The organism is Massilia sp., assembly GCF_032106685.1.
In the GTDB taxonomy this organism is placed as follows: domain Bacteria; phylum Pseudomonadota; class Gammaproteobacteria; order Burkholderiales; family Burkholderiaceae_D; genus Telluria.
In genome coordinates this window covers 1-14,481 of record NZ_DAMCPG010000014.1, presented here as the reverse complement: position 1 = coordinate 14,481, position 14,481 = coordinate 1, and the positions used below count along the sequence as shown (strand labels likewise).

The window sequence follows — 14,481 nt, the reverse complement described above, 5'->3', positions numbered from 1 at the left end:
CGGCGATGGCGCCTCGATGCCTCAGATCATTTCCAGCGGCACCTTGCGTTCGGGCGGCGGGAAGACCCGATCCAGCGCCGCCAGGTCCCGCGGCGACAACGGCAGGTCGAGCGCGCTCTGAAGCTCCCTGACGTGGCCAGGCGTGCCGGCCTTCGGCAGGGCGATCGTCGCATCGTCGCGCAGCACCCAGCGCAAGGCGATCTGGGCTGGCGTCGCGGCATATTCCGCGGCAAGGCGCAACAGCTCGGGATCGCCCAGCAAGCGCCCCTGCTCGAGCGGGGAGTACGCCATGACCGGCAGCGTGCGCCGCCGACACCAGGGCAGCAGGTCGAACTCGATGCCGCGCCGCGCCAGGTTGTACAGCACCTGGTTCGCCGCCACGGCAGTCCCGCCACGCAGGGCGAGCAGTTCCTCCATGTCCGCCGTGTCGAAATTGCTGACGCCCCAGTAACGGATTTTCCCCGCGCGCAGCAGCGCATCGAAAGCCTCCAGCGTCTCTTCGAGCGGCACCGCGCCAGGCCAGTGCAGCAGGTACATGTCGATGTAATCGGTGGCGAGCCGGCGCAAGCTGTTCTCGCAGGCGGCGACCGTCCCGCGCCGCGTCGCATGGTGGGGAAGGACCTTGCTGACGATGAAGGCATCGGTCCGGCGCCCGCCCAGCGCCTGGCCGATCAGCTCCTCGGCGGCGCCGTCGCCGTACATTTCCGCGGTGTCGATGAGTGTCATGCCGTTGTCGACGGCGGACAGTAGCGCATCGCGTTCGTCCTGCCGCTTCTCGGGACGTTCGCCCATGTGCCAGGTGCCCAGGCCGAGCACCGGCACGTGCTCTCCGGAGGGAAGTTCGGTGTAGCGCATGACTCTCCTTTTGTGAAAACAACAACCCGCACGATAGAAAGCGCCATTCTGGCACGGGCTCACCATGAAGGGGGCGCACGCCTCGAACTGGCGAAAACCCCCACGGAGTCGTCAACGGTATCCGCAGGCCAATCTTACTTCTTCTGGTACACGAACGGCGGCATGGCCTTCAGCGCTTCCTTCGTCGCACCAGGCAAGGTCAGCTGTTTATTCTGGAGCTTCAACTGCTCGGCCGGGATGGCAACGTCGCGTTTGCCGAGGCCCAGGAACCCGCCAACGCCGATAATCGCATACGAGGCGGCAGGCGTGGTGCCAGCCTTGCCTGGAGAAATGATCAGGTCGTCGATCGTGCCGATCTTGTCGTTCTTGTCGTTGACCACCGTCTTGCCGAGCAGGTCACGCTTGGTGCTCCATCCGACGACGACTTCTTCCATCTGGATCACGGTGACCCCCAGCAGCGCCCGGCCGGCAACCGGGGCGGCTGGCGCTTGCGCGGTCGACTGCGTGGTCGACTGCGCGGGCGCCTGTGCCGATGCGACGCCAGCCCAGAGCGGAGCAAGCGACATCGTCAAGAGTGCGGCGATACGTTTCATGATGTCTCCTTTACGGCGATCCGGTCCCGTTCACCATAGGACCGTTCACCAGGGGAGCGAGTGCACCGCGCGCGGGTGAAGGTGACGCGGCCTTGATCTGGCTCAAGCCTGCCTCGCGCTTTCGCCCCTTCGAGCGCGGCAGCCGCGCCTCGCGCGCGATGATGGACTGCCTTGGCGCGAACTTGAAAACGGCCCGAGGAGGGCGGTTGGCCCGTGATGGCCCCCGGTCCGACGCTGTTCCACCCGGACGATCCGGCACCCGTCGCCCTCGGCGAAACCGGCATCGACGCCATCGGCGACGCCTTCGAGACGGGCGCACGGCGCGTGTTTGCAGCCGGGTTAAGGGCGCTGGAAATCCACACGGCGCACGGATACCTGCTGCACCAGTTCCTGTCGCCCTATGGTAACCAGCGGGACGACCAGGACGGCGGCAGCCTGGAGAACCGGATCATCATTACCGGAGGCGACGGAGACCTGGTGCTGCCCAGGCGCGAACCGTTGCGCGAACCGTATTGGGCTTGGAAGCGCAGCATGCGCTCGAAGAGGAGCCGGATTGGCCGGTTCACTACGGATATGCCGTGAAGCGGCGCGCGAAATGAGCGCGCTTCACCGCCGCGAGCGGCGCCGGGCGCGCGGCTGAAGCAGGCAAACGTCCGGACTGGATCAGTAAGGGGCGAGGCATCGACATCCGGTCGGATGGGGCTTCGCTGTGCGGCAAACGCAGGGTTCGCCGGGTGCGACGTCCATGAACACCAAAGGCCGCATAATCTATATTATGTTAAATCCAGTATGGACTCAGCGGTTCCCGCGTCCCCTGTCGCCTTCCGGCGAACTAAAAGTGTACACTTAGACGAACTAAATTTGAGACTCGCCGGAAGTTGCGAACTAATTTTGAGACATCCATAGGGTTCAGTTGCCTCCTCGGCTCCATAAGAACTTTGGACGTTTCTGTGCGTGGCCTGTAGCCCTGCGTCTGCCGCTCTCTATAAGCGCTTGGAGACGCTTGCGGAAGCCTGCCCCTAGGACTCGTCCCTCCGTGCGTTGTGATCGAGTCCCATGCTGTCAAACTCTGGGCAAATCCAGCAGCCTTTACTTACTTCGAGTGGACGCCGGCGAAGCGCGGATACGCGGCATGACGCCTCGGCAGAATAATCACGAACGCATTCGGCGGCCGCGATTGGCTGAAGTGAGGTGTCCGAGCCTACAGGGGCCACTGGTTGCGCCGCCCAGGCGGCAATCAGTGGCACAGCTCGGGAATTGAAAGTCAGCATCCTCCGTCGTGCCAGTGGACGTAAAGAAGTCGCCGCGGAACAACGCGGGGCTGACGTGCAGCGTAGATTACCGTGCGCTGCCGGATGGTTGCTCGAGTTTGCTTCGCACGAAGGCATCGAGCGGATAATCCGCCATTGTTGTTTGCGTTCGCCGTTTGGCAGAGAGGGAAATGATTGCCTTTCGAGTGGCCCGCGAGAGGCGTTGCCCCGACCACGTCTTGCTCGCTGTAAGGATCCCAACATCTTCGCCAGATTCGAGGTGTCCGCGCACGGTTCGCATGTCACGCGCGTCGAACTGGACAATCAGTTTATGACCGATCGCTTCCGGCATGCTCGCGAGCGACTCATTAGTATATTTAACCTGATCGATGCATACGTAAGGTCGCGTGCCTTTCGCAGCGTCGCCTCGAACTATCTTTTGCTCGACAACGACTTCAAGCCCCGAATTTGACTCAGCGGGCACACCTAACGGTCTCTCTAGCATGATTTCCTCCGGACGAAAGGATTGCGGTCTGGTTCGATGCGACGCTATCGGTTGCGGCCAGGTCGAGTGCTATACGCAATGCGCAATGTTTTGCAAGTGATTCTGATCGCCTGGCCGGTGAACGAGTAAATCCAAAAGCAGTCAAGCGGCCAAAATATCATTACTCAGCAGGGATCACTGCTCCGGTTCCGAATAAAATTTGGAAAATGCCCAACTCGACAATATAAAACCTAATGTCGAGTTCGCATTACGACGCAATTCGATGTAGATCGAGTAATTACTTCCCTTTTAGCAGAGGGCATCTGCTCCATACATTTCGCGGGTCGCGAGCTGGAACAGTTGCTCTTCCCTCCAACCAGATTGCTGCACAGCGCTTTTCCAAAGTTCGCGATCGATAGTGAAGTTTACGTGATCGCGATTGGCGCCGTCGATCAGGGCTTGTTCGACGGTTCTGGCGAAATATAACATCGGCACCTCTGTCAACGTGTCCGGAAAACTTTCCCGACCTTCCTCGACAAATGCCTGCCATAGATCGCGTGCGTGCGTCGCCAGCCGAAACCCGTTCAGATATGCCTGGGGTAGAAAGAAACGGGTGTAACACCAGTCGCTACCGATAGGGAACCAAGCATTATCATAAGTCTCGAGGCAGCGCTCGATTTCCGTTGGGGATCGCAAGCCCCGGAGCTCAAATTCTTCGGCCTGTACGGCTGGGACGATCGTGGGCAAGTCGGATGCAAAGGACACCCGTGTTTGCTTTAGAACCCGTAATCTCTGGTGACCAACATATAGCGTAAGTAATTGGATTTTCCTCGCCTTGGTTTCCTCTTGTACCCGGCGCAAAATGTCGACTGTCGCTGGGTCCAGGCGTTCTGAGTCATCAACCCAGAGCACCGCAAAGCGCTGACCTGCGCGCTCGATGGGCTCCAAAATATGTTTTTCAAGGAACGACCGGTTTGTTCCACGCGCGCTCCGCGGGAAAGACCCGGCGTGTATTGTCACGCAGCCGATATCGGGAAATTGCTGGGATAGATGTTGACTAACATATCGTATGCCTAACGATTTACCCATCCCTGGTCGTGCGAATATAACTGCGTCTTGCACCCCAGCTTTAATCCACTCGTCGACCCGAGCCGCTAATTCTTCCAATTGCATTGTCGGGAAAATATACTCGCGGCGACAGACGGGATGGCTTTCCAGACTCACTGGGTGAGTTGTCGGATGTCGCCCAGACTCCGAAGAGTCCAGCTGCTGATCGGCACGGCGGTTGCTGTCCTTCGAGATCGTCATGGGCCTTCCCTTTCGCCAAGTTTAGGAAATACCTGTGCTGCAGGAGTTCATCTTATGATAACTGCAACCCGCCATTAGTTCAGCTGTTTTTGAATGAAAGCGGGACGGCGGCCTTAGCCCTCCCCTGATGAGGCGCGGAGAAGGTGCTGGCAGGTCCTTGTCGTTTGCTGGGCATCCGCCGCCGTCATGCGGAGGGCTTGGCTTTAGATCGCTGCGCCGCGCGCTTTCGCCGCTGCTGACCTGGTTTGACTGTGCGCGTCCGCTTCGACGAGAGACGGTTGAGTTGCTCGTCGAGCACCTCCGCGCGGGCGCGCTCTGCTGCGACCTGAACCGTTAAGTCCGAGATGGTAGCTCGTAACTGGGGAGCCAAATCCCGCGCATTGTTTCGCTCTTCGATTGCGCTCCGGAGGTTTTCTTCAAGCGCGGCGAAGTCCCTTGCCTGCTTCGCGGCGTCGATCTGAGCATGCGTTAGCTCGGACTGAAGTCGTTGCAACGATGCCGCAGACGAAGACCGCTCTGACTCGAGCGCTTTCTCCAATCTGGTCGCGGCAGTACGTTCACGATCAATTTCGAGCAGGGCGCGATGTTCCGATGCGGCATAGCGCTCTTCGGCTTGGGTAATCCTTGCCGTGATCTTCTCGATCTCAGCCGCGTGCTCGGTACGGATCCCCTCCAGCCGGGCGGCCGCTTCTGAGGCAGCCTGGCGCGCATCGGAAAGCTTGCTACTCATCTCCACAGCCGCTGCCGCACTCACAGCTGCTTCTTCACGCAAGGTCGCGTTCTCTCGGGATGCAAGCTCCAACTTCGCTGCTAATTCCTGCAGTTCTCGTTTCACGGCGTCGAGTTGACCTTGGATGGACTGCTTGTCGCGGAGTGCCGAATCGCGTTCTTGCCCCGCAGCCTTCCGTAGCTCTTCAAGGGACTCGCTCGCGGCGGCCTGGGCCGAGCTCCAGAGCTTTGACACCAGGTCGCCGGCGGCATGCGCCAGGTCTTCTGGTAGATCCGCTTGGCCGAGCTCCACCTTGCCCGACCGCCGTAGGCCGGCCCAGAAAGCGCGCAACGCCTCGGTCGGGGCCGACATGCTTCCCTTGCGGACTAGCTGATACAGCTTATTCGCGGTTGGCGTCATGCCATACCGGAAAAACATGACGACGCACACCTCTTTATAGAGGTCGAGTGTCCGGGGATATTCTCCCCGCAGCTTTTCCACATCTACTTGTAATGCAGCATCCAGATCATTGTGCTCAAGCATGGGAGCCTCTCTCGTAATGAATATTACTACGTAATATGTACGAACTCAGACGCCCTGCTTTGAAAATATGACATTATTCTTATAATGTCAAATAGCGTCGTGTTGCCATATCTTTCACTTCGTCTTTGGATGGAGTAAAGTGATTGCTTCTTGTCAACCGACGTCGCCATGCATATCGCCACCCTCAAGATCAAGAATTTCCGCGGGATTCGCGAGGGCTTCATCTTTTTCCGCAAGCACTCGATGCTCGTCGGTGGAAGCAACTTCGGCAAGAGCACGATTATCGAGGCCTTGACCTTGCTGTTCGGACGGGACCGGCTAGTGCGCGAGCTGACCGAACATGACTTCTACGGGTCGGACCCTCAGCCACAAGACCGCATCGAGCTCGTCGCGACTATCACGGGATATCCTGGCGACGATCCCGAGCAGAATATCGATTGGTTCAGGGATGGCCGCGCGATACCGAAGTGGTTCGACGAAACCACCGGGCTCGTACACCCGGTACGAACCGATGCCGCGTGGCGCCTGTGCTGCCAAATTGGGTGCCAGGCATATTTCGACCGCGATACGCTTTCGGTTGACATCGCTCGATATTTCCACGATCACGATCAGCAAATCGATCCATTCGCCGAGGATGCGCCTGTCACCGTGCCCAACAGGCTTATTCAGCAGCTGGGACTGTTCGTGGTGCGGTCGAACCGAGCATGGGACAAGACCTTGTCTTGGGGCAGCGAGCTGTTCAGGCGCGCGGTCGATGTCGCCGCCGCCCAGCCTGCGGATGCGATCCTGGCCGAGCGCGACCGGCTGCGCGTACCTGGCAACCCGATCGAATCCGATGCGCGTATCGCTCCCCTGCTCCAGCGCGTCAATGCCGAGCTCGCACGTTGCATTCCAGGTGCGCCAGAGGTTCAGTTGCGCATTACCGGCACCGACAGCCGTTCCGTACTCGATGCCGTTTCCGCGCATTTCACCACACGAGGCGTTGCGATACCAGCAGGCCGCCATGGCGCGGGGCTTGTGTCACTGCAGGGTGTTCTTCTGTTGCTTGAGCTTGGACGGACTCGAGCCGAACAGGGCGAAGGATTCGCCATGGCGCTCGAGCATCCTGAACTGCACTTGTCACCGGCAACCCAACTGCAGCTGGTGCACCGAATACAGGGACTCTCCACGCAGACGTTCATCACTACCCATTCGCCTACGGTCGCCGCGTTGGCCGATCCGACCGAGGTGCTGGTGCTGCAGAATCAGGACGGCCTCTTGAGCGTCAGCCCATTCCTGGCAGCCCCCCTCCTGATTCCGGAGGGGAAAGCAGACTACCACCTATTGCGTACGATCCTGCGCCCGCTTCTGCTCACAGAGGGATGGGTTGCGGACATGGACCGACCGTTCGGCCTTGAGGTCGGTATCTTGCCAACCGAGGATGCAAAGGTGGTGGAAACCTATCAGATCCTGTACCCGGTGCATCCGCGCGCATGTTGCCTGGTCGACGGTGACCAGGACGGATTGCGTTATATTGCCGGGCTGCAGGCGCTACCCTCGCCTCCGCCGTCGGTCATTCGTTGGAACGACGGCGCAATGGTCGAAGACGCAGTCGGATGGATTCTTTCTGCCGACGAGGCGGGATGTGTTCCGCTGCTGGCCGACATCGGCGGAAACGTGCCGGCCAGCGTAGCCGATGTCGTGGCGCGGCTCAAGGTGCGCAAGATGGATATCGTCGCTTATGAGATGGTCGCTGACGCCATCGTTAATATTCCGGCCTGCCGGAACCGCGCGGTCGAATTGTTCAACGCTATAGCCTGCGCTTGCGCCGATATCGAGACAGGCCGCTTCGTACGCGACGCCGGCGGCACCTGGGTGTTCCGGCCATGAGCATTCACGCTTTTACCGGCGCTGCTGGCTGCGGGAAAACCCATCAGCTGATGGCCCGGTTGAAGGAGCACCTTCACGAGCACCCGCTAAGCGATGGGCAGAAGGTTCTGGCCCTGACCTTCATGCACGGATCGCGGCGCCGCCTTGACGAGCGGCTGGCGTCCGCTGCGATACCGGGTCGCGCATACGAATCCGCGACGATCGACAGCTTCGCCTGGCGTATCGCGCACCGTTGGCAGTCACTGCTGGGCGCACTCGGCATCCGCGCTCCCGCCGTCGGCGACTACGCCGGCATCTGCGCCGCTGCAGCAGTCCTGTTGGGGCAAGACGGCGTTGCCGGCTGGGTCGCCAGGTCCTTTCCGGTCATTCTTCTCGACGAGGCCCAGGACCTGAACCAGGATCGGCTCGCTATCCTGGGCGCACTCGCTCCCCACGTCTGCATGTTCGTCGCCGCCGACGAGTTCCAGTGCCTCGACGAGGCTTTGCGACCGAGCCCCGCCGCTGCCTGGCTTGCGCAGGCAGACCAGAAAATCGAGCTTAAGCTGCCTCGACGCACGACCGTTCCGTCCCTGCTTGCAGCAGCGGCGGCGCTGCGCGCGGGAGCGGCTCCGCTCTCGGCAGGCGTGTTTGCGATCAAATCCGCATTCAATACGGCGCTGGCCGGGACCTTTCTCGCCAACGAGCTCGGCTGGTATGCACGCCACAAGAGCGTCGCTGTGATCACGCCTTCGGGCGGGCAGTTCGCTACCGCGGTCGTCGATTGGGTCGCCGAACGCACTACGAAGCAGAACAATGGCCCCTATACGATTCCCTGGGAACGTTCGGAAGACAAAATGCAGACCGAGTACCTGGAGCAGCTTAAGCTCGACCGGGACCTGTCGGCGATCGAGGCGAAGGCCATGATCGGCAATGCCGGCGACGGCCGCATCCTCAGCGACGTGGCCGACTACCTGGACCGGCAGCGCCGCGCAAAGGGACGCCACCTGTTCACGGCGCAGGAACTGGAATTCGTGATCCGCCAGTCGTTCGCCAACCGGCGCCGGTTCGCCTTTGACAACGCACGGGGCTTTCGGGCAATGACTGTTCACGGCGCGAAAAACAGGGAGTTCGACAATGTCATTGTACTGTGGCCCGCCGCAGTCAAGGGGGATGCGGAACACAAACGACGGCTCCTCTACAACGCGACGACCCGCGCAAAGTCGCGCTGCCTAGTCCTCGTGCAGTCAAAGGACTCGCTCGCCAAGCCGCCGTTCGTCGCCGTGCAATAGAAGGATTTCTAAAGATGTTGGAAAGTTACACCTGGAGGCTCGCGCAGGCGACACTCTTGCTGCACACGATTTACGAGGACAAGGAGCGCCTCGACTTGGTCCTCGAGCTGCAGCGGTTCCTGATCCGCCGCATTACTGCGGCGGAAGGCAGGGTACGGCGGCTGAAGGCACTGGGTGCCGCTCGAAAGAAGCGGCTGTCTGCAGTTCCACGCCCGACGAGAGACCAGGCGAAGTCGATCAAGGACGATATCGCGCGGGGCGAGCGGGCCGTCGCCGAGCAGCGTCACTTGATGTTCCTCTGGCGTTGCTTCGGCGATGGCATCGCGTTCACGTACCAAGACAAATACAGCCTGAAGCACCTGTACTACGACGCGCAATATCAGGTTAAGGAAGATGCCGGCTTCCTCACCGTAAATGGCCGCCTGAAGCCGGGCTTTCGGCAGGAGTACAAGTATCTGAAAATGGGGATCCGCATGGACGTCCCGGTTGTGATGGCTGACTTGACGAACGTCGTGCGTCACGGCGACCTATGCGCACTCGCCGGCCCAGATCCCCTACCCCTCGAAATCAAGTCTTCGAGCAACCAGAATGCCCGTACCATTAGGCAGGCCGAGAACCTTCGCGCGATCACCGACTTCTACGCCAACGACGGCGCGGCAGTATTCAGGGGGATACCAAGCGTCGAGCGCGTTTCGCTGCTGAACTCTGAAGTCAGCTTCCAGGAGGCGGCCAATGCCTGCATTGCCGAGGCTTTACAAACCGGGCTTGCCATTGTCTCTCCTGAACCCGGCCTCCACTACATCGCAAGCCGACAGCCGGAGCGATTCGCCGAACTGTCGCTCGTGTTCACCCCATCAACGCTGGCCGTGCAGCTCGTACCCGACGCAACCTGGCTGCATTACTATCCCTTCACGCTTTCGCTGACTTCTCTGCATTTACTTCGCTTTTTGCGGAAGGAGATTTTTATTCTGGTCCTGATCGATCTCGCTCAGCTCAAGGTTCTCTTCGCACAACAAGGCATTCACGCAACCATGCTGCTTGACGGGATGTCCGCGATCCAGATCTGCCACGACCCAGCTGACCTCATGAAAGGAGTGTTTCGGATTTCCGAAAGCCTGTTCGGTCGCATTGCGCTCGAGTTCCAGTCCCTGGCATGGTTTGCCGCCGAATTCAGCTCCCCTCTAAAGCAAACACCGAGGACCGTCTCAGCAGAAGAACTAGCTGCGATGACCGTTACCTTCTCCGGCATTCCTCAAGAATGGTACAACGTGCGTGACTGCTACGACAACGCGCCACCGAGCTAAGCTCCAGCAATCTTCGCAACACCCCACTGGTTAAATCCAAGTAGGCGCATCGATGCGAGCGCCCCAATCCCTCCCCCGGCCGCCCTACCATCAAGTCCGAACCGTACCGACACGCGTAAACAGCTGCCCCTTCACCCATCGGCGCACGCGACCCGTATTCGCCTCAAACGGCAGATGGAACAGGTAACTGCCAACCACGAGGACCAGGAACATCGCCACGTAGACGAGGTAATGGGACAGGATGTGGGGCGAGAGCTTGCTGGTTCCGAGCAGCGACGGCATCAGATACACCATCACGAGAATCAGCGGCACGTGCAGCACATACAGGGTAAAGGAGAAATCGGCGAAGAATTTCCCGGTGCGGTCCAGCCGGTCCAGCTTGGGAGACGGCTGGCGTTTGAACTGCATGCTGCACAGGAACAGTCCGAAGAGTAAGCTAAACATCAGGAATTGCGGATAGCTTTCCAGATTAAATTCGTTTGTGCCCTTCAGGCGGATGAGGACGGCGCTGCCGGCGGCCAGGATCAGCAGTACCCACCGCAGGAGAAGTCCCGCCTCGATCTTCACCCGCGAGAAGGCGACGCCGAGCAGCCAGATCGAGAAGTACAGGATGATCTCGGGCGTGACCAGTTGGACGATGGCGCCGATCGCCAGCAGCGCTGAAGCCCGCCACGCGATCGATCTGCCTCGAAACACCAGTACCAGCAGCGGGAATAGCACGTAATACCAGGTCTCGTTGGCCAGGCTCCACAGCGGGAAGTTCTCGCCGAACGAAGGCACGAGGATCGTCTGCAGGCCAAACATGTTGCCGATGAAGGCGCTGACCGAATACGGGTTGTCTGCCGAAAACGAAACCCGGGCCGGATCGACCACGCCGACGGCGACGCCCGCGAGCAGCGCGACCACGAAGGTCGGCACCAGCACGACCCACAGGCGCGAAACCCGATCGACCGCGTAATGCTGGAGCGCACGCTCCGAGTCCATCTTGTTGAGGAAACTTCCGCCGACCAGCCAGCCACTGAGCACGAAGAAAACCATCACGGCCAGGTAAGCGAAGCCCGTGCTGAAAGCCAGCCCCACGAACAGCACGGGCGGATTCGCTACCTCACCGAAGCCGGGATAGGTCATGGCACGCAGATGCGCCGCGGCCACCTCCAACGCCGCCCATCCCCTGAACAGCGAGATCAACATCGAATGCCAGCTGTCTTCCTGCAGATTTGTTTTCTTCAGTATCGTGATTTTCGGCATGACCGCCGCTCCTTAGTGAACAAGTTCGGAGTGACGATATAACCCAACCGATGTTGATATTCTGAGGAGTCCCAAGCTGCAGGCCGTTGGCCGAGCCAAGCCGCCAAAAACGCGATGCCCGGATGCATGTTCTTGTATCGCGGCACCAAACGCCTACGTTTCCTTCTACTTACAAGCGGCTCCTGTTACTTTGCTGTTCCGCGCAGCCGAAGCGCGTTGGTGATTACGGACACGGAGCTCAGGCTCATCGCCAGCGCCGCAATCATCGGCGACAGCAGGCGGCCGGTGAATGGGTAAAGCAGTCCTGCGGCGAGAGGAATCCCGAGCGCGTTATAGACAAACGCGAAGGCCAGGTTCTGCCGCATGTTGCGTACCGTCTGCAGCGACAGCAGACGCGCCCGCGCGATGCCGCGGAGGTCGCCCTTCACCAGTGTGACGTGCGCGGAGTTGATGGCGACGTCGGTGCCCGTCCCCATCGCGATGCCGACATTGGCCTTGGCCAGCGCCGGGGCGTCGTTGATGCCGTCGCCGGCCATCGCGACCGTCTTGCCCTGCCCCTGCAGGCGTTCCACCAATGCCAGCTTGTCCTGCGGCTTAACCTCGCCATAGACTTCCGCGATGCCGAGCATTGTGCCCACCGATTTCGCGGTAGTAAGGCCGTCGCCGGTCGCCATCACGACCGTGATCCCGGCCTCCTTCAATGTAGCCAGCGCTTCCGGGGTAGTCTGCTTGATCGGATCGGATACGGCGACAAGTCCAAGGAGCTGGCGGTCCGCCGCCAAGTACATGACGCTTGCGCCTTCGAGACGCAAGCTTTCCGCCTGGTCTGCGAGCGGTTGCCATGCGACCTTTTCGATATCCATGAGCGCGGTGTTGCCCAGGGCGATATGCTTACCTTCGACCACTCCGCGCACGCCGATGCCGCTGGAGGACTCGAAGGTCTCCGGCTTTGCCAGAGCCAGTCCGCGGGTGCGCGCCTCGGTGACGATCGCGTGGGCCAGCGGGTGTTCGCTGCCCTGGTCGATGCTGGCGGCAATCCGCAGAACTTCCTGCTCGTTCACGCCCGGGGTTGCGGCAGCGGAGTGGAACGCGGGCTTGCCTTCGGTGAGCGTGCCGGTCTTGTCGACGATCAGGGTATCGACCTTGCGCAGGCCCTCGATGGCGGCCGCATCACGGAACAGGATGCCCTGCGTGGCCCCACGGCCAGTCGCTGCCATGATCGACATTGGCGTCGCCAACCCGAGTGCGCATGGACAGGCGATGATCAGCACGGAGACCGCGTTGACGAAGCCGTATACCCAGCTCGGTTCCGGCCCGAAAAAACCCCAGCCAAGCAGCGTCAGCACGGCGATGGCCACCACGATCGTCACGAAGTAGCCGGCAACCACGTCCGCCAGGCGCTGCATTGGTGCACGTGAGCGCTGTGCCTGCGCCACCATCTGGACGATTTGCGACAGCATCGTCTGCGCCCCCACCTTTTCCGAGCGGATGACCAGGCTGCCGCTGGTATTGATGGTGGCGCCGATCGCCTTGTCGCCTGGTCGCTTGGTAACGGGCAGCGGCTCGCCGGTCAGCATGGATTCATCGACTGCGCTTTCGCCTTCAAGGACGACGCCGTCGACAGGGACCTTTTCCCCGGGACGCACGCGCAGCGCGTCCCCGACGTGGACATGGGTCAGTGGAATGTCTTCTTCGCTGCCGTCGGCATTAATGCGGCGCGCCGTCTTCGGCGCCAGGCCAAGCAGCGATTTGATCGCAGCGGATGTCTGGGAGCGCGCACGCAGCTCCAGAATCTGACCCAGCAGGGTCAGTGAAATGATGACCGCGGCCGCCTCGTAGTAGACCCCGATACGCCCGTGCATCAGAAAAGTCCGCGGAAAGAGCCCAGGCGCGACGGTCGCGACCACGCTGTAGCCGTAGGCGGCTGCAACGCCGAGTCCGATCAGCGTCCACATGTTGGGGCTGCGATTGCGGAGCGACTGCACACCACGCGCGAAGAACGGCCACCCGGCCCACAGCACGACGGGCGTACTCAGTACGAGCTCGATCCAGCTCTGTCCCGCCAGGCCAGCCGGGAAGAGCCGGTGTCCGGCCATCGCAAGCACGGTCACAATGACGGTCAGCGGCAGGGTCCACCAGAAGCGGCGCCTGAAATCCACCAGCTCCGGATTTTCTTCTTCTTCCAGCGACGGCAGCATGGGCTCGAGCGCCATGCCGCAGATCGGACAGTTGCCGGGCTGCGACTGCTGGACTTCGGGGTGCATCGGGCAGGTGTAGATCGTTCCTTCCGGTGCGGCCGCCGCCGGCGCGGGCTTTGCGCCACCGACGTACTGCCGGGGCGCCGCGCGGAACTTGTCCATGCATTTCGTGCTGCAGAAGTGATAGGTCGCCTCTTCGTACTGGATCTCTTTGGCTGGATCGGCTCCGACTTTCATGCCGCAGACCGGGTCGGTGAACGGCTTCTCGCCGCCCCCGTTCCCATGGTCGGCGCCGTGCCCTGAGCCATGGCCGGGATGATGTTTGGGTCCCTCGTGATCATGCTGCGACAGGTCGTTCATATTGGAATCTTTCCTGGTCTCGTACATCGAACTCGCTTCATACGTGTAGTCGATGTGTGCCGGAACTACTCCGGCACACATTCTTGCTCAAGTCCGCGCGGCTTGGCTCGCCGGATATCCGGCAGCGGTTACGGCTTCTGCGATTGCATCCGCCGTCTCCGCACTATCCACCTGGACGAGGCCGTCGTTCAGCAATACCTCGACTTTTGCCTCGGGGTCCATCGACTGCACGGCACGGGTAACCCGGGCGGCGCATCCACCGCACGACATCTTTTCTACCTTGAACGTATGCATAGCGTACCTCCTGTTTGAACGGTCTGTAAGCACTGTAAACCTTCCCATCATCGGAAGGTCAAGCGCCATGAGCGGTGACGGTCAATCTTTTTCGCCCGTCCCTCATTGCCGCCGCACGGCCTGGTAATGCGGCGGCACTGGGGGCCATTAACGTCAGGACGGTCGCTTAGAACTCGTGGTCCTTCCGCTTGTCGCCCG

General features: G+C 60.8%; 11 protein-coding genes. 4 read left to right on the top strand and 7 right to left on the bottom strand.

The genetic code is table 11. The features are described 5' to 3' along the window. Nucleotides 1-21 precede the first annotated feature (21 nt). Together RT688_RS10310 and RT688_RS10305 are read right to left on the bottom strand one after the other, a co-directional pair. Nucleotides 22-855 (bottom strand): aldo/keto reductase, encoded by an 834-nt coding sequence (locus RT688_RS10310; RefSeq protein WP_313704789.1) that lies wholly within the window; start codon nt 853-855, stop codon nt 22-24. Between the two features lie 134 nt (nt 856-989). After that, nucleotides 990-1,448 (bottom strand): PRC-barrel domain-containing protein, encoded by a 459-nt coding sequence (locus RT688_RS10305; protein WP_313704788.1) that lies wholly within the window; start codon nt 1,446-1,448, stop codon nt 990-992. Between the two features lie 216 nt (nt 1,449-1,664). Here RT688_RS10305 and RT688_RS10300 point away from each other — a divergent pair, with 216 nt between their 5' ends. After that, nucleotides 1,665-2,030: a hypothetical protein gene (locus tag RT688_RS10300; protein WP_313704859.1), complete on the top strand. Its 366-nt coding sequence runs from the start codon at nt 1,665-1,667 to the stop codon at nt 2,028-2,030. A gap of 1,461 nt (nt 2,031-3,491) precedes the next feature. On the opposite strand, the gene RT688_RS10295 is transcribed toward RT688_RS10300, so the two are convergent. Together RT688_RS10295 and RT688_RS10290 are read right to left on the bottom strand one after the other, a co-directional pair. Next, the gene (locus RT688_RS10295; RefSeq protein WP_313704787.1) at nt 3,492-4,490 is read right to left on the bottom strand and encodes a hypothetical protein; all 999 of its coding nucleotides are present in this window, start codon (nt 4,488-4,490) and stop codon (nt 3,492-3,494) included. A gap of 184 nt (nt 4,491-4,674) precedes the next feature. After that, nucleotides 4,675-5,742, bottom strand: a complete 1,068-nt coding sequence (locus RT688_RS10290) for a DNA-binding protein (protein WP_313704785.1) — start codon at nt 5,740-5,742, stop codon at nt 4,675-4,677. Nucleotides 5,743-5,910: 168 nt separating this feature from the next. On the opposite strand from RT688_RS10290, the gene RT688_RS10285 reads away from it, so the two are divergent. Genes RT688_RS10285 through RT688_RS10275 form a run of 3 tightly spaced genes read left to right on the top strand, consistent with a single transcriptional unit; the run spans nt 5,911 to nt 10,183 of the window. Further along, entirely contained in the window at nt 5,911-7,611 is a 1,701-nt protein-coding gene (locus RT688_RS10285) for an ATP-dependent nuclease (protein WP_313704784.1), read from the top strand. Continuing rightward, a complete protein-coding gene (locus tag RT688_RS10280) occupies nt 7,608-8,879 on the top strand; it encodes an ATP-dependent helicase (RefSeq protein WP_313704783.1) in 1,272 nt (423 codons plus the stop codon). Before RT688_RS10285 ends, RT688_RS10280 begins: the two co-directional genes overlap by 4 nt. A gap of 14 nt (nt 8,880-8,893) precedes the next feature. Continuing rightward, nucleotides 8,894-10,183 carry a hypothetical protein gene (locus tag RT688_RS10275; protein WP_313704782.1) on the top strand — a complete coding sequence of 430 codons (1,290 nt, stop codon included), beginning with the start codon at nt 8,894-8,896 and terminating at the stop codon, nt 10,181-10,183. Nucleotides 10,184-10,273: 90 nt separating this feature from the next. Here the strand turns inward: RT688_RS10275 and RT688_RS10270 are convergent, their stop codons facing one another. The 3 genes from RT688_RS10270 to RT688_RS10260 form a co-directional block, all read right to left on the bottom strand. Further along, the gene (locus RT688_RS10270) at nt 10,274-11,431 is read right to left on the bottom strand and encodes an acyltransferase (protein ID WP_313704781.1); all 1,158 of its coding nucleotides are present in this window, start codon (nt 11,429-11,431) and stop codon (nt 10,274-10,276) included. A gap of 185 nt (nt 11,432-11,616) precedes the next feature. Next, nucleotides 11,617-13,989 carry a heavy metal translocating P-type ATPase gene (locus RT688_RS10265; protein WP_313704780.1) on the bottom strand — a complete coding sequence of 791 codons (2,373 nt, stop codon included), beginning with the start codon at nt 13,987-13,989 and terminating at the stop codon, nt 11,617-11,619. A gap of 87 nt (nt 13,990-14,076) precedes the next feature. Continuing rightward, nucleotides 14,077-14,283, bottom strand: a complete 207-nt coding sequence (locus RT688_RS10260) for a heavy-metal-associated domain-containing protein (protein ID WP_313704779.1) — start codon at nt 14,281-14,283, stop codon at nt 14,077-14,079. Nucleotides 14,284-14,481: the final 198 nt, after the last annotated feature.